Here is a 20096-nt window from a genome sequence, read left to right on the forward strand (position 1 = left end):
CCCTGGCTGGCCGGATTCAGGCGGACTGGCCCCTGGCTGGACGGATTCAGGCCGCGCAGCCGTCTGGGCAGCGGAGCGTCTCTGGGCTGGCGGCGCAGTCCGAGCAATAGAGCGTGAGTGTGCGGCAGGACGCGTTGGAGCAGTTCTCGAATTTACTCGTGGGCGCAGAGCAGCGGACGCATGCGCCAATGGTCTTCGCGTCCTCGCTGAATTCAAGGTGCATGCGCTTGTCGAACACGTAGAGGGACCCCTCCCAGAGGCCCTGGTCCTTGAAGGTTTCGCCGTAGCGGACGATCCCGCCGTCGAGCTGGTAGACCTCCTTGAAGCCGCGTTTGACCATCAGGCTCGACAGCACCTCGCAGCGGATGCCGCCAGTGCAGTACGTGACGACCGGTTTGTCCTTGAGCGCGTCGTACTTGCCTGAGTCGAGTTCCTTGATGAAGTCGTGGGTGGTGGCCGCATCCGGGACGATCGCGTCCTTGAATTTGCCGATCTGGGCCTCGAAGCCGTTGCGGCCGTCGAAGAACACGACGTCCTCCCCGGCCTCCTTCCGCGCGGCCACGAGCTCGTGCAGTTCCTCGGGCAAAAGGCGGGTACCGCCGCCGACGACGCCGCCGGCATCGACCCTGAGCTCTCCGGGGGCGCCAAAGGAGACAATCTCGTCGCGGACCTTGACGCTCAGCCGGGGGAAATCGGCGGCGCCGCCGTCGGACCACTTCACGTCGATCCCGTGGAATCCCTTGTATTCACGGGTGGTCTTCACGTACTGCTTGACCGCGTTTAGCTGACCGCCGACGGTCGCATTGATGCCGTCCTTGGAGATGATAATGCGGCCGGTCAGGCCGAGTTTCTCGCAAAGCGCACGCTGCCAGAGCCGGACGGCGTCCGGGTCCGGGAGCGGGGTAAAGCCGTAAAAGAGCACAATTCTGTTCAAAGCCACGTTTTAAGGGTACCGGGTGTCACTGGAAGCCCCGGTCAGCGGGCCGGGGCGCGGGGACGCCCGTTCTGCGGACCCGTGGCAGCGGTCCAGACGCCCGTCCCGCCGACGCAGGGGGCGGCGGTCCGGTCACAATTCCGTAAGCAAGACCTGTTCCCGGACCCGGCCACTGTTGCTTGCGGCGGGGCTGGAATACGCTCATCACATGAGTCTTGAGGCCATGGTGGAAGACACCACTCATCTGCTGGAAATCTGGGTCACCGGCTGGGCCGGCTGCCGGGGATATGAGACACGCAGGGAGGGCCGCTTCCCGGCGGCGTTCAGGGGGGACACAACCCACGAATGGGAATACTTCGCCCATGATCCCTCCGATGCGGAGTTCGCGGCCCTGGCCGCTGCCACCGCCGAGGTACCCGCCCGGATCCTCACGGTCCTCACGAATAACGTGGCGCGGTACCACTTCCTGGCCCAGCAGCACAGGCTCAACGTCACGTCCGCCTCGCAGACGATGATGATCGTGGACATGGAGACCCAGGACGCCGAGGATCCCTGGCTTCCGGATGATGATCTCCGGTGGGTTCCGTCCCGGATCGACGGGGTCCACCATGCCGTGGTGTATGCAGGGGAAGAGGTGGCGGCAAGCGGGCGCCTGTTCGTGGTGGGCCACACTGCAATCTTCGACAAGATCGTCACCGAGCCCGGGTACCAGCGCCGGGGTCTGGGCAGCTTCATCATGCGCGCCCTCGCCGCCCAGGCTTTTGAGCACGACGTCGAAACCGGGCTCCTGCTCGCTTCACTCGACGGGCAGCAGCTCTACTCTCACCTCGGCTGGACCACGGTCAGCCGCGTGCTGATGCTCTCCGCCTCCGACGAGGGCTCGGACCTGTCCGTGGGCTGAGGCCCTGGGCCGGAGGGTCACGCGCCCCGGACGATTTGAGGCCGGGTGAAAGAATGTACGAGTGAACCCACATGAGTCCCTGATTCCGTTGCTGGGCCGCGGCCCGGACCCGGAACAGCTCCGCCATGTGCGCACCATTCCCGCCCGCGAGGCCGTGCACGCGCCCTGGCCTGAGTGGACCCACCCCGATGTGGTGATCGCCTACGGTTCGCTCGGCATCCACGAGCCGTACCGCCACCAGATCCAGGCCGCCGACCTCGCCCACGCCGGCGAGCACGTGGTGATCGCCACCGGCACCGCCTCCGGAAAGTCGCTGGCCTACCAGCTGCCGGCGCTGGACGCGATCCACCGCTCTGAACTGCGGGTCCTTGCCGAACCGGGCAAGATCCACGACGACGGCGCCGTCACCTTGTATCTGTCGCCCACCAAGGCCCTGGCCGCCGACCAGCTGGCCGCCATCCGGGCGCTGAAACTCCCCACCGTCCGGGCCGAGACCTATGACGGCGACACCGACCCCGCGTCCCGCCGCTGGATCCGGGACCACGCGAACTTCATTCTGGCCAACCCGGACATGCTGCACTTCGGTATCCTCCCCAACCACGCCTGGTGGGCGCGGTTCTTCCGCCGGCTGCGCTACGTGGTCGTGGACGAGGCCCACAGCTACCGCGGCGTCTTCGGATCCCACGTGGCCAACCTGATGCGCCGGCTGCGCCGGATCTGCGCCTACTACAGCCCGGACGGGTCCGGACCGGTGTTCATCGCAGCCTCCGCCACGGCGTCGGAGCCCGGCACCTCCTTCGGCCGGCTCATCGGCGCTCCGGTCCGGGCTGTGTCCAAGGACTCCTCGCCCCACGGCTCCACGACCGTCGCGTTCTGGGAGCCTGCCCTGACCGAGGTCCGCGGCGAGAACGGCGCCAAGGAGCGGCGCACGGCCGTCGCGGAAACCGCGGACCTGCTGGCCAATCTGGTCTCGTCGCGGGTGCGGACCATTGCGTTCATCAAGTCCCGGCGCGGCGCAGAAACCATTGCCACCATCACCAGGCGCCTCCTCGACGAGGTCGATCCCAGCCTGCCGCAACGGGTCGCGGCCTACCGCTCGGGCTACCTGCCGGAGGAGCGCCGGGCCCTGGAGAAAGCGCTGCGCTCCGGCGAGCTGCTGGGCGTCTCCAGCACCTCGGCCCTGGAACTGGGAATTGACATCTCCGGACTCGACGCCGTGCTCGTGGCCGGCTGGCCCGGGACCCGCGCGTCGTTGTTCCAGCAGATCGGCCGGGCCGGCCGGGCCGGGCAGGATGCCATCGCCGCCTTCGTCGCCAGCGATGACCCGCTGGACACCTATCTGGTAAACCACCCCGAGGCGATCTTCGACGTCTCGGTGGAGGCCACGGTCTTCGATCCCTCCAATCCTTACGTGCTGGGTCCGCACCTGTGTGCCGCCGCCGCCGAACTGCCGATCGGGCACGCCGAACTGGGCCTTTTCGGTGCGACGTCCGAGAAATTGCTGGACCAACTCGTGGCCCAGGGATACCTGCGCCGGCGCCCGGCGGGGTGGTTCTGGACCCACCCGCAAAGCGCCGCGGCCATGGTTAACCTGAGGGCCGACGGCGGCGGCCCGGTGAGCATCGTGGACGCCGACACGGGGTCCCTGCTCGGGACCATGGATTCCCCGCAGACGCATTACCAGGCCCACACAGGTGCGATCTACGTCCACCAGGGCGAGAGCTACGTGGTGGAGGACCTGAACGAGGACGATCACTGCGTGATGGTGCGCCGGGCGAACCCCGACTACTACACCACCGCACGGGACGTGACGCAGATCGAGGTGCTCGAAACGCAGCGCACCACCCAGTGGGGGGATGTGGCCGTTCACTTCGGCGACGTGAAGGTCACAACGCAGGTGGTCTCTTTCCAGCGCAAGGCGCTGATTTCCAATGAGATCCTCGGCGAAGAACCGCTGCAGCTGGGCGCCCGGGACCTGTTCACCAAAGCAGTGTGGTTTGTCATGGACAACCGCTCGCTGACCGGCGCGGGGCTGATCGAGGCCCAGTTCCCGGGCGCCCTGCACGCCGCAGAGCACGCAGCCATCGGTCTGCTGCCGCTGGTAGCCTCCAGCGACCGCTGGGACATCGGCGGAGTGTCCACGGCCATTCACGCCGACACCGGCGTGCCGACCATCTTTGTGTACGACGGCCACCCCGGCGGGGCAGGCTTCGCCGAGCGCGGCTACGACAAGGCCCGGGTCTGGCTCGCCGCCACCCGCGACGCGATCAAGGCCTGCGAATGCGAGTCCGGCTGCCCGTCCTGCGTGCAGTCGCCCAAGTGCGGCAACAAGAACAATCCCCTCGACAAGGACGCCGCCGTGACCCTTATCGACGTGCTGCTCCAGGACGCGACAGACCAGATGCTCACCGGGCGGCCGGACCACGCCGCGACGCCGCTGCAGGCGTAGCCGCGGCTGTGTCCCCGGCCACGGCCATGGCCACCCGCTCACGGCGGCGGCGGCCCGGCCCTGGCCAGACCGGTGGCCGCACCCAGGGGAATGCGGACGACGAGTTCAGTCCGGACCTGGACCGTGAACCCGGCGCCGACCGCGCAGCTCAGGACCCGGGCCCCGTTCCGGTGTGCCACGTCCACGGCGACCGCGCACGGCTCGCCCGGAGCGATGCCCCGGGCCGCATCCGCGGCGGCGAGGGCCGCCAGGTCCGCGGCAGCCGCCGCCCGGGACGCCATCGCGGCCGACTGGGCCAGCAGTGCGAGCAGGACCGCGGCGAGCACGACCAGCAGCCCCAGCCCGAGCGCCAGGACTGTGCCGGCGCCGCGCTCCCCGGATTCCCCGGGCTCCCCGCCCGGGCGTGTGCTGCGGCTGCCAGGGCGGCTCATGCGGCCGGGCCTTGCAGCTGATGGCGCCAGGCCGGGGGGACCCGGGCCGCGGCCGGGGGCACGGACGATTCGCCCCTGGTCCAGGCGCGGGCCGTGAGAGTCCAGGGAAGGAGCGCGCCAACGGCACCCGGAACCTTGCCGGATACTGTGACGCTGAGCCATCCGCCGTCGGATGCCACCGCCGACGCCGCTGAGGCGCCCGCGAGCCGGCGGACGATCACATCCACGGCGGCGGCATCCTCGCCCCGGGCCAGGGCCCGGGCACCGGCCCGTGCCGCCTCCTCCAGCCGCAGCTGGGTGACTCCCGCCGCCGAGCCGGCCAGAAGCAGCGCGAGCAGGAGCAGGACGGCGGGCAGCGCCACTGCGAATTCGGCAGTTACGACGCCGCGGCATGTGTCCGCGCCCTGCCGCCGCCGGGGGCGCCGTGCGGCTGGAGGTGACGCTGCCCCGTTCACGCCCCCCGGCGGCCGCCGGCAGCTCATGGCAAGGCGAGCGCCGAACGGATCAGGTTCAACAGGAATCCCCGGACTTCGTCGCTGCGCATGATGAACACGAGGATGCCGGCAAACCCCACGGCAGCGAGTGTGGCAATGGCATATTCGGCCGTCGCCATTCCTGTCTCCGAGCCGAACAGCCTCCTCAGCCATCGAGGCGTTCTCGAGGTCCGCACTCTGAGCGGGCTGGCGGCACTGGCTCCAGGATAGATTTCACGGATCTCAGCGTCCTCCGCCTCGGGATGGACATTCAGCGTCTCGCGGGTTCCGGCAGTCGTAGCAGGATGGCGTGACATGGTTTTCCTTTCCTTAGGTTCCGGCGGGACCGCCGGCTGTTCCTAGACTCTTCCGGCTGGGACCGCGCCCCGTAAGGCGTCCATCCAGCCAAGTGGAAAACTGCCGCCCCACGCGGACTGTGGAGGAAGGGCGCCGCCGCCAACGCCTTTCCGCCACCGGGGTCAGCCCGGCAGCAGCGCCAGCAGCACCGGCACGACGCCCAGGCAGATGAAGGCCGGCAGTGAACACAAGCCGAGCGGCACCACGAGCCTCACGCCCAGGGCTGCGGCCTGTTTCTCCGCGGTCCGGAACCGCTCGCGCCGCAGGCGGGCAGCCTGAGCGCAGAGGATTGCCGACGAGGGGGCCCCGGTGAGCGCGGCGAAACCCAGCGCATCGCGCACGGCCAGGAGTTCCGGCGTGCGGACATCGGAGCTGGCCCAGGCGGTGTCCCAATCGGCGCCAACGGCGAGCGCCGCGACGACCGGCCGCAGCGGACCACGGATTTCGGGCGCTGCCAGTTCGGCGACGAGCTCCAGGGCACGGCCGAGTCCGGCCCCCGCCTCGAGCATCGCGCCAATCAGTTCCAGCAGCATTGCCGTGTCACCCAGGCCCGGTCCGCCGGCCTCCCCGGCCCGCTCGAGGCTGCGTTCTGGACCGTTTCCGGCGTCCGGGGCGGGCAGCGTCTGGCGCCGGAGTCTCCGCCTGGCCATGCCGCGGCCCGAACACGCAGTCAGGGCCGCGGCTGCCAATACCGCCAGCACCGCAAGACCCTCGGCGCCCGATGTCACGGCCGAGACCCCTCAGCCATCCGGACAAGCCGTGACGACCAGATCCGGCCGGCCGCGGTGAGGGCGAGGCCCGCCGCGAGCGCCGCCAGACCCAGCGGGGTTTCCAGCAGGACCGCGGCAGGATCGACGCCCAGCAACACGCCCAGGCCCAGACCCAGGAACGGAAGCCACGTCAGCAGCCGGACGGTCGCACGGGGCCCGGCCAATGCCGTCTGCCGGGCGTCCTCGGCGTCGTCCTCGGCCTCAAGCTGGGCGGCAAATCGCGTCAGCACCTCCGCCAGCGGGCAGCCGCTGGCCTCGGCAACGTCACAGCACGCGGCGAGCTGGAACCAGACGCGGCGCGCCCGGATGCGTTCGCCGGCACCGTTTCCCCGGCTCTGACCGGACTCCGTTCCCCCGGGCCTGGCCGCGGCGGACCGGATCGCCGCTCCGACCGGTGACCCGCGCACCGCGGCGGCGCGGGCCGCGGCAAGTATCGGCCCGGATCCCGGGGCCAGCACCGGACCCCGGGCGGCAGTTCGTGTCCCGGACACGGCCCCGGACACGGTTGCGGCAGGATCGCCCCCGTGCAGGAGCCACAGTTCATCCCACAACCGCGCGGGAGCACGGCCGCCCGTCAGCAAAGCCGCCATCTGCTGCACAAGCAGGGTCATCGAAACCGTCGCGGCGCTCCGTCTCCGCCACCATGCCACGCCGCCCGCACCGCCCGCACGCGCAGGAGAGCCTGTCGGCGGACAGCCCCGTGCACCGGCCAGCGCCGCGCGAATCCGGTGACGCGGGGCACCGGCCGGGGAGAGAGCCAGGATCATGGCGAGGGCCAGCACTCCGGCAAGTAGGGCGGTCATGCCGGCTCCACCAGGGACGGGTCGAGACCGAGGCGGAGTGCCAGCCGCCGCCAGGCCGGCCCGCCGCGGACATCACCGGCGCAAATGTCCAGCGCGGAACCGACCACCAGGCCCGCCGGGCTGTCTTCGAGCACTCCGACGCAGGCCACGGTCCGCCCGTTGTTCATCCGTTCCACGTGGACCACGGCGTCGAGCGCGCTGACCGCCTGCAGCCGGACAGCGTCCTGCCCCATCCCGGCCAGGGCACCCAGCGCGGTCAGCCGGGCCGGCACGTCGGCCGCGGTGTTGGCGTGGATGGTCCCGCCGCCCCCGCTGTGTCCGGTGTTCATGGCAGCCAGCAGCTCACGCACTTCGGCACCCCTGCACTCCCCCACGACCAGCCGGTCCGGCCGCATCCGCAGGGACTGCCGCACGAGCTCGCCCAAATCCACGGCGCCGCCGCCTTCGAGGTTGCCGTGCCGCGCCTCCAGCGAGACGACGTGCGGGTGGACCGGGTTCAGTTCCGAGGCGTCCTCAATTAGGACCAGCCGCTCGCCGGACGGACACAGGCCGAGGAGCGTGGCGAGCAGTGTGGTTTTCCCCGACCCGGTGGCGCCGCTGATCAGGAAACTCAGGCGCCGTCCCACCATCCGCTCCAGCACGGTCTGCACCACGGCCCCGAACATCCCGTTCCGCCGCAGCTCGTCCATCGAGAACACCCGTTCACGCCGGATCCTGATGCTCAGGAGCGTCCCCGCCGTGGAGATCGGCGGAAGGACGGCGTGGACCCGGAACCCGCCGTCGAGCCTGACATCAACGCAGGGGGAACCGTCGTCCAGACGCCGCCCGCCGGCCGATACGAGTCGCGCTGCCAGTGCCCGGACCTGCGGTTCACCGGAGAACGCCACCGGCGCCCTTTCCAGTCCGCCGCCGCGGTCCAGCCAGACGGAGCCCGGTCCGTTGACGAAGATGTCCGTCACAGCTGGGTCCCGGACCAGGACCTGCAGGGGCCCGAGGCCGTTCAGTTCCGCGCTGATCCCCTCAACCGCGGCCAGCGCTCCGGCGGTTCCCAGCAGGCGTCCGCTCGCCTGCACGGCGGCCGCCACGCGGGAGGGGGTCACCGGCCCGGCGTCGGACAGCACGGATTCGCGGACGGATTCCAGCAGCCGTGCGTCGACGGAGGCCCTGCCCGGCGGCCGGTAGCGCAGGCTTCCCGGACCGGCACCGGCATCCGGCGGGCCCGGTGCCGAGTGGGCGCTCATCCGGTGGCTCCGGCGCCGAAGTCAAGGACCATGCCGGCGAACCGCCGGACATTGCGCTGCCGTCCGGTGTCCAGCAGACGCCCGAGTTCCGTGGCCGCCGCGGCGCGCCTGACATCCGGCATGATCCCGGCCAGCGGCAACCCGACGGACTCGGCAATCAGCCCTGCGTCCAGCGAGGCCCCGGGTCTGCCGCGCACCACCAGCACCGTCTCCACCGCAGGGAGGTCCTGCAGGAGCCGGGCCGTGGCCACGGCCGCCCGCAGCAGCGCAGGCGCAACGACAATGATCCGGTCGCAGTCCCAGGCGAAAGTCCGCAGCGCTTCCGGACCCCGGCCAATGTCCACGAGGACCAGCTCGAAGCCGCGCCGGGCGGCGTCAAGCACCCCGGCCACGACCGTCTGCTCCACGCCGCTGTGGCGCTCCTTGTTCCCGGGCCACGACAGGAAGGGGAATCCCCCGGCCAGCGGCAGCGAGTCGGCGAGCTGGCGGGGGTCGATCGTGCCGCTGGCATCCGCCAGATCCGGCCAGCGGAGACCGGGCGTTTCCTCCGCGGCGAGCGCCAGTTCCAGGCCCCCGCCCCACGGGTCACCGTCCACCAGCAGGACACGCAGACCTTCCCGGGCGGCAGCATGGGCCAGCCAGACAGCTGCCGTGCTGGCGCCGGCGCCGCCGCAACCGCCGACAATCCCGAGGACGAACCCGCCGGATTCGGGAGCACGGGAGCGGCTGAGGTACTCGGCGAGCCAGGATGCGGCCTCGGGCAGCACTGCGACGCGTTCGGCGCCGATGACGGCGGCCAGGTGCCACAGGCTGTCGCCGTCCCCGGTGAGGCCCACGAGCACGGCCGGTGAACGTCCCCGCGGCGGCAACTCACGTATGTCGCTGCCGAGCAGCACCACCGCGGCAGTGCCCCAGAAGGGCGCCGCTTGCCGGATGTCCGCCACCGTGCGCAGCTGGCCGCCGGACGCCGCCACAACGCGTTCCACTTCACCGCGCAGCACGTCGGACCCCGTCACGAGCAGCGTCTCCGCCGACCCGTCCGGCACCCACGGCGCAGCACCGGCCCCGGTCCCAGCACCGGCCCCAGTGCCTGGCCGAGTGCCTGGCCCGGTACCGGTGCCCAGCAGAGCCCCTGCCCCGGGTCCGGTGCCAGACCCGTGACCGGACGGCGGTAGCTCGTGCCTGCTCATGCGCCCACTCTTCCCGGCCCCGGAACCTGCCGTAACCCGCTCCGGCTGCTATGTGGACAAGCCGGGGCGGGGCAGGTGCACGCACAACGCACCGCAGGGCAGAATTGACCCTATGTACCTGTTGCTCGCCGCCCACGCCGACGGCGCAGCCCTGCAGGAACTCACCGCGGACGGCGCTCCGCACCCGGCCACACCGGAACCGCGGACCGTGAGCGCCGCCGAGCTCGCCGGCGTCGTGCGTGAACTCGAAAAACGGAGGCCGCGCTGGATCTGGCACCGCACCCAGGACTGGTACCCCGCCCTACTCACCGCCGGGGTCGAGCTGGAACGCTGTTACGACCTCACGTTGTGCGGCGCGATCCTGGCCCATTCGGAGTTCAGCGCCCACACCGCGTACGCGCAGGACGCGGAAAAGCTGGTCCAGGACGATGAGCTGCAGCCGCCGCCACGGGCGCTGCAGCCCCCTCCCCCGCCGGCTGACCAGGGTGCCCTGTTCGATGATCCCGGCCTGCGTAAGACACCCCGCCACAGCCCCGAGGACCTCCGCGCCGAATACGCCGCCCAGCAGGAGGCGCTCGGTCAGGCGGGCGGGGCCGGCGTCGAACGCGAAGGCGACAACCGCAAGCAGCGCCTCCAGCTGCTGCTCGCGGCCGAGTCCGCGGGCGCCATGATTGCGGCGGAGATGCAGCACACCGGGGTGCCGTGGCGCGAGGAACTGCATGAGCGGATTCTGACGGACTACCTTGGCCCCCGGCCTCCTGTGGGACACCGTCCGGCCAAGCTGGAGGCCCTCACCGCCGAGCTGCGGCAGCTGCTGAATTCCCCGTCGCTGAACCCGGACTCCCCGCAGGAGCTCATGCGGGCCCTGCACCGGAACGGCATCGAGGTGAAAACCACCCGGCAGTGGGAACTGAAGGAATCCAGCCACCCGGCGATCGAGCCGCTGCTGGCCTTTAAGAAACTCTCCCGCCTGCACGCCGCCAACGGCTGGGTCTGGCTGGATGCCTGGGTGAAGGACGGCCGGTTCCAGCCGGAGTACGTGGTCGGCGGTGTCGTTTCCGGGCGGTGGGCCTCCCGGGGCGGCGGGGCGCTGCAGATTCCGCGCCAGATCCGCGGGGCCGTCCATGCCGATCCGGGCTACAAGCTGATCGTCGCCGACGCCTCTCAGCTCGAGCCCCGCGTCCTTGTGGCGCTCGCGCAGGACTCCAAGATGGCAGAGGCCGCGCGGGACAAGGACCTGTACGCCGGCATCGCCGCGCAGGGTTTCGGTGGGGACCGCGCCAAAGCCAAGGTGGCGCTGCTCGGCGCAATCTACGGGGCCACCACCGGCGAGTCCGGGCGCCTGATGCCGCAACTGACCCGCACCTACCCGCGCGCCGTGGGCTTCGTGGAGCAGGCAGCCCGCGAGGGGGAGGCCGGCAGGACGGTCACCTCGCGGCTGGGCCGCAGCAGCCCGCCGCCGTCCGAGCGCTGGCGGCAGAGCCAGCAGTCGACCAGCGCCGAGGAACAGCGCCGGGCGGACTCGATCGCCCGCTCGCGGGGCCGGTTCACCCGCAACTTCGTTGTGCAGGGTTCCGCGGCCGATTGGGCGGCCTGCTGGCTGGCCGAACTCCGACGCCGGCTCCGCGCCATGCGCGCGGACGGCGGCCCCGCCGGGGAACTGGTCTTCTTCCTGCATGACGAGGTCATGGTCCACTGCCCCGAGGCAGCGGTCGACGACTGCGTACGGGCCATCGAGGAAGCCGCGAACGCCGCCAAGGAACTGCTGTTCGGCAGGATCCCGGTGGAATTCCCGGTCAGCGTCGCGGTCGTGGACTCCTACGACAACGCCAAATAATCGTCCGGGGCAGCCGGCCGTAACGTACCCGCCGGTAGCGTTGTGCGCCGCGTACGATCGCCGTTACCCTCGAAAAGGCCGGGCATTAATCCGACAATCCCGGCCATGCAACGACGCATAGTTTCTTGGGGAGGCCGCACAATTGGCTGGAATTTTTGAGATCGCCAAGGCCGGCGGGAAGAAGTACTTCTTCAAGCTCACGGCACCCGACGGCACGGTGGTCGCCGTTTCACCACTGTTCAACACGATCAAGGGCGCAGCTGCGGGCATCAACGCCGTGCGGGAGAACGCCGCCACCGGGCTGATCGTCGACAAGTCCCGGGACCGCAGCCCGCAAGGACCTACAAAAGCCGCCACGGGGCCCGGCGCCGGGCTGGCCCGCAGCTAGGTCCCGCCTCAGCCGTCGAGCCTGCTCCACGTGTCGATGTCGAGCAGGCTGTCCCGGTCCCAGGGCACCGCCCAGCCCAGCTGGTCGAAGAGCTGGTTGAGGATCATCCCGGTGAAGCCCCAGACCACGACGTCGTTGACGGTGAAAGCGGGGCTCTGGAACGTCTGCCCCACCCGGGTCACCGTCGCCATCACGCGGTTGTCCGGATCCAGCAGGTCCCGGACCGGGACGCGGAAGACCTGGGCGGATTCGCCGTAGTCCACCACCCGCACGGGCGACTGGGACGCCCACCAACCCAGAACCGGGGTGACCAGGAAGTTCCCGCGGGGAAGTGCCAGTTCCGGCATCACACCGAGGACCTCGACGCCGGCCGGATCCAGCCCGGTTTCCTCTTCCGCTTCCCGCAGGGCGGCGGCGATCACGGATTCCCCCGGGTCGATGCCGCCGCCGGGGAACGCGACCTGCCCCGGATGGTCATCCAGGGTCTGGGCGCGCTGCAGCAGCAGGACATCCAGATCGGCCGGGGCAAGCAGCTTGACGGAGGTCGCCGGCACGTCGTCGAGGGAGCCGAAGAGCATCAGTACCGCTGCCCGGCGGACCCGCTCGCCGGGCTCGACGACGAGTTCCCGCCAGCGCGGGTCGGCGGACGGCGCCGTGCCGGCCGCCACCGCGGCGACCAGGTCGATGAGGTCCTGGCGGGCCGTCACAGCGGCCTCCTCTGGGATTCCATCCGGATTTCCGCGGCTCGGTGGGTCTCTGAGAGGAGCTTGGACAAGAGCTCCTCCTGCCCCGGGGCCAGCTCGTATTTGAGCAGTGTCCTGGCCTTCTCCTGGTCCGTCTCCCCCATCCCGTAGCTCGGGCACCAGTTGGCGACGGCGCAGGCGCCGCAGGCCGGCTTGCGGGAATGGCAAACGCGCCGGCCGTGGAACACCACCCGGTGCGAGAGCATGGTCCAGTCCCGGGGCTCGAACAGTTCCGCGACGTCGGACTCGATCCGCACCGGGTCATCGGACTCGGTCCAGCCGAAGCGCCTGGCGAGCCGGCCGAAATGGGTGTCCACCGTGATCCCGGGGACGCCGAACGCGTTGCCGAGCACGACGTTCGCGGTTTTCCGTCCGACACCGGGAAGCGTCACCAGGTCTTCCAGCCGGCCGGGCACCTCACCGTCGTACTCATCCACGAGCCGGTTGCACAGCGCCATCAGGTTCCGGGTCTTGGCCCGGAAGAACCCGGTCGGCTTGATGATGGCCTCCAGCTCGGCCGGGTCCGCCTCCGCCATGCTCCGCGCATCCGGGTAACGGGCGAACAGCAGGGGCGTGATCTGGTTGACCGTCACGTCCGTGGTCTGCGCCGACAGCACGGTGGCCACCACCAGCTCGAACGGGCTGCGGAAGTCGAGTTCCGCATGGGCGTAGGGATACTGTTCCGCCAGCGCCTTGTTGATCCGGCGGGCGCGCCGCTTCAGTCCCAGCAACGACTCCCCCGCAGCCCGAACGCCGGCGCCTTTGGGGCCCGCGTTTCTCGGGCCCGCGCCCCCAGTGCCGGCGCCTTTGGCGCCCGCGTTTCTCGGGCCCGCGCCCCCAGTGCCGGTGCTCTTGATGCCGGGATTTTTCGGGCCCGCGCCCCCAGTGCCGGTGCTCTTGATGCCGGGACTTTCCGGTCCCGCGCCCGCGGTGTCGGCAACGGCGCTGCCGGGCACTGGAATGCTGGACTCGCTGGCCACGGGCGCTGGCTAACCGCGTTCGATGTTGCTGAGGTCGCGGAGCACGCCCACGCGGCCATCGGTGTGCTGGACCAGGAATTCGTGGCCCCGGTCCTCCAGGGCGAGCACCCAGCCGCCGGGTTCGATCACGAACGCTGCGACGCCGCTGTGCTCTTCCACGGCGGTGCGGGGCTGGGCGACGGCGAACCAGAAGGCCTCGTGGACGACCTGGACATCGTGTTCCTCGGGGCGGTTTGCCGGGTCGACGGTGGCGCCGATCGGTTCCTGCTGGCGCACCTGCGGGTTCACGGTGGTGGGGGCACCGTGGCCTGACGTGACGGGAACCTCGGTGGCCCGGGTTTCCTCAGCTGCCGAAGCAGCCCGGACATCCCTGGGCTGTCCGCCCGCAGGGGCAGCGGCGCCGGGGGTCACGACGGCGGCCTGGGTCGCCTCGGCCGCGGACGGCTTCGGTGCGGTCGCGTTGGGCACGATGCCCGAGACCTGGGTTTCCGGGGAGCCGACGACGGGTGTGGGCGCGGCCGACCGGGCCGGTGTCGCCGCGGCCGCTCCCGCCGCTGCGCCAGTGCCGGGAGCAGCTGCGCCTGAAGCGCCCGAGGTGCCGGACTTTCCGCCCGGCGTCATCCGCTTCGCCCAACCGGCGACGGCGCTGGTGCCCACGGCCTTCGGTGCGGTTTCGTCCTTGGCCTCTTTGGGCGCCTTGGGGGCCTGCGGCTTGCGGACGGGAACCGCCGACTCGCGGGCAACGACGTGGGCGGGGACTTCTGCGCGGTCCAGGAAGTCGCCGGCGAAGAAAGGAACCAGGCGGCCCAGCACGGTGGCCGCGAGGAGCCCGAGGGCGCCGACGAGGGCCAGCAGCATGCTGGGGACAAAGGCGCCCGCGACGGCCAGGAAGAAGAACGCAACAGCGAAGGACGCCACCACGGAGCCGAACTGGTCCACCGACAGGGAGCCGATGCGGATTTTCGTTCCGGGGCTGACGCGGCGGGCCACGAACAGCGCGGAAACAATCACCGGCAACACGATCCCGAGGCCCAGGAAGAACAGGCTCCCCAGGTTCCACAGGTTGTAGCGGACGGCAAACATCGGGATCAGCGAGGCCACAAAGAGAATCAGCGTCGAGCCGAACACCGTGAGATCACGGATCGTGAACGGACCGAGGACCGCCTGGTTCGTCTTGCCGGCCGCCTTCGCGCTGGCCTTGTCAACCGTGAACCGGGGCGCCTCCCCGAAGCCGCCGGACCGGTCCGCGCCGCTGTTGCCCTGGCTTTGGGCGGGCGGCTTAAGCTGCCCGTTTGTTTGCTCGTTCATTCGGTTCTCCTTAGCATGGCGGCACCCTGGACAGCGCCGTCTAACGGCAGGCCGAGCCGGGACCGCGCGCGGTCCCGTCGCCTCCATCGGATGTCACAATTCCATCTCAGCCTAGTCAAGTGGCTCGCCGATCACTAGCTGACAAGCCGGGGACGGCGGTACGGAACCGGGCCGTGCCGGGGCCCCGCAGTCCGCCGAACCGCCATTCGTCGCTTAACAAACACCGCTCACGGTTCAGTGTGTGACGCGGCACACGTTGCGAACGGCGCAGGCGTTAGTGTGTATTTCGGAACAGCTCTTTGCGGTACGCCCGTGACCAGCCGACGCCCGACGACGCGCAAGCGGCCCGGCGCTGCGGCGGAACGGGGGTCCCCGCGCAGCACGGATCGATGAATGATGAGGTTCACCATGTCCCAGCAGACCCCCGGCTCCACTACAGCGCAAGCTCCCCAGCGCGATGCCTTCGAAAACCTGTCGCAGGAGGACCGCAAGTTCGCCCCCTCCCCCGAGTTCGCCGCCAACGCGGTGGTCACCGCCGCGGACTACGCCGAGGCCGACGCCGACCGGCCCGCCTTCTGGGCGAAGCAGGCCCGCGAGCTGCTGACCTGGAGCAAAGACTTCAGCCAGGCCCTGGACTGGTCCACGCCGCCCTTCGCCAAGTGGTTCGTCGGTGGCGAGATCAACGCCGCCTACAACGCGCTGGACCGCCATGTCGAGGCCGGCCACGGGGACCGGGTCGCCATCTACTTCGAGGGCGAACCGGGCGATACCCGCACGTACACGTACGCCCAGCTCACCGACGAGGTGAAGCGGGCCGCCAACGCCTTCGAGTCCCTCGGCGTCGCCAAAGGTGACCGCGTGGCCGTGTACCTGCCGATGATTCCCGAGGCCGTCATCACGCTGCTGGCCTGCGCCCGGATCGGCGCCATCCACTCCGTGGTGTTCGGCGGCTTCTCCGCCGAGGCGCTCCGCTCCCGGATCGACGACGCCGAGGCCAAGCTCGTCGTCACCGCGGACGGCACCTACCGGCGCGGCAAGCCCAGTGCCCTCAAGCCGGCGGTCGACGAGGCGCTATCCCATGGGGAAGACACCGTCGGGCACACCGTGCAGCACGTCGTTGTCGTCAAGCGCAACGGCCAGGACGTCGACTGGCGCGAGGGCCGCGACCACTGGTGGGCCGACACGGTCGGGACCGCCTCCGCCGAGCACACCGCCGTCGGGCATGATGCGGAACACCCGCTCTTCATCCTGTACACCTCCGGCACCACCGGCAAGCCCAAGGGCATCCTGCACACCACCGGCGGCTACCTCGCCCAGGGCGCCTACACGCACAAGGCCGTCTTTGACCTGAAGCCGGAAACGGACGTCTACTGGTGCACGGCCGACATCGGATGGATCACCGGCCACTCCTACGTCGCCTACGCCCCGCTCATCAACGGCGCCACCCAGGTGATCTACGAGGGCACGCCGGATTCCCCGCACCAGGGCCGCTGGTGGGAGATCGTGGAGAAGTACAAGGTCTCCATCCTCTACACCGCCCCCACCGCCATCCGGACGTTCATGAAGTGGGGCAAGGAGATCCCCGCGAAGTCGGACCTCTCCTCGATCCGCGTCCTGGGCTCCGTCGGGGAACCCATCAACCCCGAAGCGTGGATGTGGTACCGCGAAGTCATCGGCGGCAACGCGGGCAAGAACGGCGAGCGCAAGGAAAACCCGGCCCCGATCGTGGACACCTGGTGGCAGACCGAAACCGGCGCCCAGATGATCGCGCCGCTGCCCGGCGTGACGGCCACCAAGCCCGGCTCCGCCCAGGTCCCGCTGCCCGGCATCGCCGTGGACGTCGTGGACGAACTCGGCGAGTCCGTGCCCAACGGCTCCGGCGGCTACCTCGTGATCCGCGAACCGTGGCCGGCCATGCTGCGCGGCATCTGGGGCGACCCGGAGCGCTTCAAGGAAACTTACTGGTCCCGCTTCGAGACCATGTACTTCGCCGGGGACGGCGCCAAGAAGGACGAGGACGGCGACATCTGGCTGCTCGGCCGGGTCGATGACGTGATGAACATTTCCGGCCACCGACTCTCCACCGCCGAGATCGAATCCGCGCTTGTGTCCCACCCCGCGGTGGCGGAGGCCGCCGTCGTGGGCGCCGCGGACGAGACCACCGGCCAGTCTGTTGTGGCCTTCGTGATCCTGCGCGGGGATGCCGTGGACACCGGGGACACGATCGTCCAGGAGCTCCGGAACCATGTGGCCAAGGAGATCGGGCCGATAGCCAAGCCCAAAACCATCCTCGTGGTGCCCGAACTGCCGAAAACCCGTTCGGGCAAGATCATGCGCCGGCTGCTCAAGGACGTCGCGGAAGGACGCGAAGTCGGCGACGCCACCACCCTGGCCGACAACACCGTGATGGCCCAGATCGCCCAGTCGCTGCGGAAGTGAGCACGCACCCGGTCCGGGCCAGCCAGGGCAGGACGTGGCAGCGGTGACATGTGACGTGCTCGTGGTCGGCGCCGGCCTGGCCGGGCTGCAGTGCGCCCGGGAGCTGCAGGCCGCCGGGCTCGACGTGCAGGTGTGGGAGGCCTCGGACGACGTCGGGGGCCGGATCCGGACCGACCGGGTCGACGGCTTTCTGGTGGACCGCGGGTTTCAGGTGCTGAATCCCGCCTACCCCGCGGTCCGCCGCTGGGTCGACGTCGAGGCCCTGGCGCTGCAGGATTTCGGCGCCGGCCTCCGGGTCCGCCGCGAGGACTCCCTCGCCGTCCTCGCCCACCCCGTGCGCGAGCCCGGCCTGATCCTGCAGACCCTGCGCAGCGGGCTGCTGGATCCCCGCTCTGTCGCGGGGCTGCTGCGGTGGGCCGCCCCGGCGTTCGCCGGCCGCCGGCGGCATCCCGGCAGCGACGTTCCGCTGCGGCGGGCCCTGGACCGGGCCGGATGCACCGGCGAGCTCCGCCGGGCCGTGGACCAGTTCCTCGCCGGAGTCCTGCTCGAGGACGAGGGCAGCACCTCCAACGACTTCGCGCTGCAGCTGATGCGCGTCTTTGCGACCGGAGTGCCCGGGCTGCCGCGCGACGGCATGCAGGCGCTCCCCCGGCAGCTGTCGGACAGCCTCACCACACCGGTCCGCACCTCGACCCGGGTGGAGTCGATCGCTCCGGACGGGGACGCGGCCCTGGTCACCGCCGCGGATTCCCGGCTCCGGGCCCGCCACGTCGTCCTCGCCGCCGATCCGGTCAGCGCCGCCAGGCTGGCCGGCGGCGCTGCGCCGGCCATGAAGGGGGTGCTGACGCACTGGTTCGCTGCCGACGCGGCTCCCAGTGCGGTGGACATGCTCCACGTCGATGCCCGCACGCACCCGGGCGGTCCGCTGGTCAACGCGGCCGTCATCTCCAACGCGGCGCCGAGCTACGCCCCCGCCGGTCGGCACCTGATCCAGACCTCCGCGCTGCTGGGCCCGGGCCGGCCGGTCCCGACCGACGACGACGTCCTCCGCCACGCCGCGGAGCTTTTCGGTTCCTCCACGGCCGGCTGGGAGCTGGTGGCGCGCCACGAGGTCCCGCAGGCCCTGCCCCTGCAGCCGCCGCTGCGGTCCCGGCAGCCGGTGGAGGGCCCGTTCGGGCTGGTCATCTGCGGGGACCACCGGGAGACGGCGTCCATTGACGGCGCGCTGGTCAGCGGCCACCGCGCCGCCCTCGCCATACTGGGACGGCCCCGGTGACCTTCTCCGTGTCGCGCCGGATCGCCGCGCCGGCGGAGGACGTCTGGGCGCTGCTCACCGATACCGGGAAGTGGCCGGCCTGGGGTCCGTCGATCACCGGCGTCGAGCCGGCAGGGGACGGAATCCCCGCCGGTCCAGCAACGGGGCCCGCATCAGCGCCAGCTGCCGGTCCCGGAGCCGACCCGGCGTCCGGGAGGCTGGCTCGGGGCAGCCGTGGCAGGGTCCGCACCGTCCTGGGCGCGGCGCTGCCGTATACCGTGACGGCGTTCGAGCCCGGACGGTCCTGGGCCTGGGCCGTGGCGGGGATCCCGGCCACCGGCCACCGGGTCGTTCCGCTGGACGGCGGCTGCCTCGTCACGTTCACGGTCCCGTGGTGGGCACCGGCCTACCTTCCGGTGTGCGCCGTCGCGCTGCGCCGGATCGAGCGGCTCGCGACCCGTTAGGCACCCCTGCTGCCACGGGCTAACCCGCACTCTCAGCCGCCGGAGCAGGCCGCGACCAGGACCACCTCGAAGCTGGTTGCTGCGGGGGTGGCGAATTTCCCGTTGACCAGGGCGAGAGTATCGCCGAACAGCGCCGCCGTCGTCGGGACGTCGAAGTCCTTGCTGGTGATGACCTCCTGCACCTCGCCCTTGCGCAGCGACCCGCTCAGGTCGATCCGGCTGACCTGGTTGCTGAAGTTCTGCACGGCCCAGAGGGTGTCGCCACGGACGGCGATGCCGTCCACGTTCGTCACGGCGACCGGACCCCCGGACGAGTCCGTGACCTTGATCAACTTGTTCGATCCGTTGTCCGGGTCCACGGTGTAGAGGGCGCCGCGGCCCGTGTGGGAGACGATCAGCCGGCCGTCGTCGGCGGCGGCGATGCCGTTCAGGTTGAACCCCGCATCCACTGTGCCGGCGGGCGCGTCGAGCTTCAGGGTCCGGGCGCTGCCCGGTTTCCTGTCGGAGCTGACCGGGATCCGGTAGAGCTCACCGGCCCGGGAGTTGGTGAACCACGCGCCGTCACGGGTCAGGGTGACGTCGTTGATGAAACTGGCCCCGGCCGGCGCCAGATCGTAGACCTTCACGGTCTTCCTCGTCTCCAGGTCATAGACATAGGCCTGGCCGGTGGCACCCCCGGCGACGAAGAGCAGTTCGTTGTCCCGGTCGACCTTCATTCCGACGGCTGCCCGGCCCTCCGGCGCCGTAATGAACAGTCTCGCGGTGCCTTTGTTGATGTCTCCCCCGAAAAATGTTCCCGTTGAGCAGGTCGCCTGCGAAAAACGTGTCGCCGTCGCCTGCGGCGATGCCTTCGGCGCCGGTGGCGCCGGGGAGTCTGATGACCGTGGACCGGCCATCCCGGTCCGCGCCGGCAGCGGTGGCCAGGGGCGCCGGCACGAGGAACGCCGCAAGGGCGAGGATGCCCACAGCGGCCCTGCGAATTGATTTTCCTGCATGAAAGTTGCGCATGGTGTGCTCCGAAATCGGGCTTTCCGCGCGGACTGACCTGTACGGGAGCTCCGCACGATGGTCCTTTCAGTTTAGGCGGGCGGGCCGGGACGGACCAGAGCCGGCCGGCCGCGGCACCTCTTCCG

General features: G+C 70.6%; 20 protein-coding genes. 8 read left to right on the top strand and 12 right to left on the bottom strand.

What is annotated here, in order from left to right; translation table 11 throughout:
* Nucleotides 1–46: 46 nt before the first annotated feature.
* Nucleotides 47–940, bottom strand: coding sequence for a rhodanese-related sulfurtransferase (locus QK291_RS13905; RefSeq protein WP_282382892.1), 894 nt, complete (start codon nt 938–940; stop codon nt 47–49).
* 202 nt (nt 941–1142) lie between these two features.
* On the opposite strand from QK291_RS13905, the gene QK291_RS13910 reads away from it, so the two are divergent.
* Complete coding sequence (locus QK291_RS13910; protein ID WP_282382895.1) at nt 1143–1835, top strand: GNAT family N-acetyltransferase; 693 nt, start codon at nt 1143–1145, stop codon at nt 1833–1835.
* Between the two features lie 61 nt (nt 1836–1896).
* Nucleotides 1897–4284 (top strand): DEAD/DEAH box helicase, encoded by a 2388-nt coding sequence (locus QK291_RS13915; protein WP_282382896.1) that lies wholly within the window; start codon nt 1897–1899, stop codon nt 4282–4284.
* A gap of 38 nt (nt 4285–4322) precedes the next feature.
* Here QK291_RS13915 and QK291_RS13920 read toward each other — a convergent pair whose 3' ends face one another.
* The 7 genes from QK291_RS13920 to ssd all read right to left on the bottom strand — a co-directional run bounded on the left by QK291_RS13920 (nt 4323) and on the right by ssd (nt 9375).
* The gene (locus tag QK291_RS13920; RefSeq protein ID WP_282382898.1) at nt 4323–4715 is read right to left on the bottom strand and encodes an Rv3654c family TadE-like protein; all 393 of its coding nucleotides are present in this window, start codon (nt 4713–4715) and stop codon (nt 4323–4325) included.
* On the bottom strand, nt 4712–5170 hold the full coding sequence (locus QK291_RS13925; RefSeq protein WP_282382900.1) for a TadE family type IV pilus minor pilin: 459 nt from the start codon (nt 5168–5170) through the stop codon (nt 4712–4714). The genes QK291_RS13920 and QK291_RS13925 overlap by 4 nt, the downstream gene beginning before the upstream one ends.
* A 23-nt stretch (nt 5171–5193) precedes the next feature.
* Nucleotides 5194–5505, bottom strand: a complete 312-nt coding sequence (locus QK291_RS13930) for a DUF4244 domain-containing protein (protein ID WP_282382901.1) — start codon at nt 5503–5505, stop codon at nt 5194–5196.
* A gap of 162 nt (nt 5506–5667) precedes the next feature.
* A complete protein-coding gene (locus QK291_RS13935; RefSeq protein ID WP_282382903.1) occupies nt 5668–6273 on the bottom strand; it encodes a type II secretion system F family protein in 606 nt (201 codons plus the stop codon).
* Nucleotides 6270–7118: a hypothetical protein gene (locus QK291_RS13940; RefSeq protein WP_282382906.1), complete on the bottom strand. Its 849-nt coding sequence runs from the start codon at nt 7116–7118 to the stop codon at nt 6270–6272. The genes QK291_RS13935 and QK291_RS13940 overlap by 4 nt, the downstream gene beginning before the upstream one ends.
* Complete coding sequence (locus tag QK291_RS13945) at nt 7115–8359, bottom strand: TadA family conjugal transfer-associated ATPase (RefSeq protein ID WP_282382909.1); 1245 nt, start codon at nt 8357–8359, stop codon at nt 7115–7117. The genes QK291_RS13940 and QK291_RS13945 overlap by 4 nt, the downstream gene beginning before the upstream one ends.
* The gene (gene ssd, locus QK291_RS13950) at nt 8356–9375 is read right to left on the bottom strand and encodes a septum site-determining protein Ssd (RefSeq protein WP_282382912.1); all 1020 of its coding nucleotides are present in this window, start codon (nt 9373–9375) and stop codon (nt 8356–8358) included. Before ssd ends, QK291_RS13945 begins: the two co-directional genes overlap by 4 nt.
* A gap of 286 nt (nt 9376–9661) precedes the next feature.
* On the opposite strand from ssd, the gene QK291_RS13955 reads away from it, so the two are divergent.
* Together QK291_RS13955 and QK291_RS13960 are read left to right on the top strand one after the other, a co-directional pair.
* On the top strand, nt 9662–11386 hold the full coding sequence (locus QK291_RS13955; RefSeq protein ID WP_282382915.1) for a bifunctional 3'-5' exonuclease/DNA polymerase: 1725 nt from the start codon (nt 9662–9664) through the stop codon (nt 11384–11386).
* A 142-nt stretch (nt 11387–11528) separates the two neighbouring features.
* Nucleotides 11529–11774: a YegP family protein gene (locus QK291_RS13960; protein WP_282382917.1), complete on the top strand. Its 246-nt coding sequence runs from the start codon at nt 11529–11531 to the stop codon at nt 11772–11774.
* An 8-nt stretch (nt 11775–11782) separates the two neighbouring features.
* On the opposite strand, the gene QK291_RS13965 is transcribed toward QK291_RS13960, so the two are convergent.
* The 3 genes from QK291_RS13965 to QK291_RS13975 all read right to left on the bottom strand — a co-directional run bounded on the left by QK291_RS13965 (nt 11783) and on the right by QK291_RS13975 (nt 14805).
* Nucleotides 11783–12481: a CoA pyrophosphatase gene (locus QK291_RS13965; RefSeq protein ID WP_282382919.1), complete on the bottom strand. Its 699-nt coding sequence runs from the start codon at nt 12479–12481 to the stop codon at nt 11783–11785.
* Nucleotides 12478–13248 (bottom strand): endonuclease III, encoded by a 771-nt coding sequence (gene nth / locus QK291_RS13970; RefSeq protein WP_282382921.1) that lies wholly within the window; start codon nt 13246–13248, stop codon nt 12478–12480. The genes QK291_RS13965 and nth overlap by 4 nt, the downstream gene beginning before the upstream one ends.
* Before the next feature lie 258 nt (nt 13249–13506).
* Nucleotides 13507–14805: a hypothetical protein gene (locus QK291_RS13975; protein ID WP_282382923.1), complete on the bottom strand. Its 1299-nt coding sequence runs from the start codon at nt 14803–14805 to the stop codon at nt 13507–13509.
* Between the two features lie 408 nt (nt 14806–15213).
* Here QK291_RS13975 and acs point away from each other — a divergent pair, with 408 nt between their 5' ends.
* The 3 genes from acs to QK291_RS13990 are packed head-to-tail and all read left to right on the top strand — an operon-like array spanning nt 15214 to nt 18963.
* Nucleotides 15214–17244: an acetate--CoA ligase gene (acs, locus tag QK291_RS13980; RefSeq protein ID WP_282383051.1), complete on the top strand. Its 2031-nt coding sequence runs from the start codon at nt 15214–15216 to the stop codon at nt 17242–17244.
* A gap of 43 nt (nt 17245–17287) precedes the next feature.
* On the top strand, nt 17288–18520 hold the full coding sequence (locus QK291_RS13985) for an NAD(P)/FAD-dependent oxidoreductase (RefSeq protein ID WP_282382926.1): 1233 nt from the start codon (nt 17288–17290) through the stop codon (nt 18518–18520).
* Nucleotides 18517–18963, top strand: coding sequence for an SRPBCC family protein (locus QK291_RS13990; protein ID WP_282382928.1), 447 nt, complete (start codon nt 18517–18519; stop codon nt 18961–18963). The genes QK291_RS13985 and QK291_RS13990 overlap by 4 nt, the downstream gene beginning before the upstream one ends.
* A 32-nt stretch (nt 18964–18995) precedes the next feature.
* Here the strand turns inward: QK291_RS13990 and QK291_RS13995 are convergent, their stop codons facing one another.
* Nucleotides 18996–19679 (bottom strand): hypothetical protein, encoded by a 684-nt coding sequence (locus QK291_RS13995; RefSeq protein WP_282382929.1) that lies wholly within the window; start codon nt 19677–19679, stop codon nt 18996–18998.
* Nucleotides 19680–19737: 58 nt separating this feature from the next.
* On the opposite strand from QK291_RS13995, the gene QK291_RS14000 reads away from it, so the two are divergent.
* Complete coding sequence (locus QK291_RS14000) at nt 19738–19947, top strand: hypothetical protein (protein ID WP_282382931.1); 210 nt, start codon at nt 19738–19740, stop codon at nt 19945–19947.
* Nucleotides 19948–20096 lie beyond the last annotated feature (149 nt).

The sequence above is a fragment of the Arthrobacter sp. AL12 genome, from assembly GCF_029960645.1.
In the GTDB taxonomy this organism is placed as follows: Bacteria; Actinomycetota; Actinomycetes; order Actinomycetales; family Micrococcaceae; genus Arthrobacter.

Bases quoted from the DNA above. Each gene is read 5' to 3' on its own strand.
- QK291_RS14000 (WP_282382931.1), top strand. From the start codon at position 19,738: ATGTCTCCCCCGAAAAATGTTCCCGTTGAGCAGGTCGCCTGCGAAAAA.
- QK291_RS13930 (WP_282382901.1), bottom strand. From the start codon at position 5,505: ATGTCACGCCATCCTGCTACGACTGCCGGAACCCGCGAGACGCTGAAT.
- QK291_RS13945 (WP_282382909.1), bottom strand. From the start codon at position 8,359: ATGAGCGCCCACTCGGCACCGGGCCCGCCGGATGCCGGTGCCGGTCCG.
- QK291_RS13955 (WP_282382915.1), top strand. From the start codon at position 9,662: ATGTACCTGTTGCTCGCCGCCCACGCCGACGGCGCAGCCCTGCAGGAA.
- QK291_RS13975 (WP_282382923.1), bottom strand. From the start codon at position 14,805: ATGAACGAGCAAACAAACGGGCAGCTTAAGCCGCCCGCCCAAAGCCAG.
- QK291_RS13910 (WP_282382895.1), top strand. From the start codon at position 1,143: ATGAGTCTTGAGGCCATGGTGGAAGACACCACTCATCTGCTGGAAATC.
- QK291_RS13995 (WP_282382929.1), bottom strand. From the start codon at position 19,679: ATGAAGGTCGACCGGGACAACGAACTGCTCTTCGTCGCCGGGGGTGCC.
- acs (WP_282383051.1), top strand. From the start codon at position 15,214: ATGTCCCAGCAGACCCCCGGCTCCACTACAGCGCAAGCTCCCCAGCGC.
- QK291_RS13920 (WP_282382898.1), bottom strand. From the start codon at position 4,715: ATGAGCCGCCCTGGCAGCCGCAGCACACGCCCGGGCGGGGAGCCCGGG.
- QK291_RS13940 (WP_282382906.1), bottom strand. From the start codon at position 7,118: ATGACCGCCCTACTTGCCGGAGTGCTGGCCCTCGCCATGATCCTGGCT.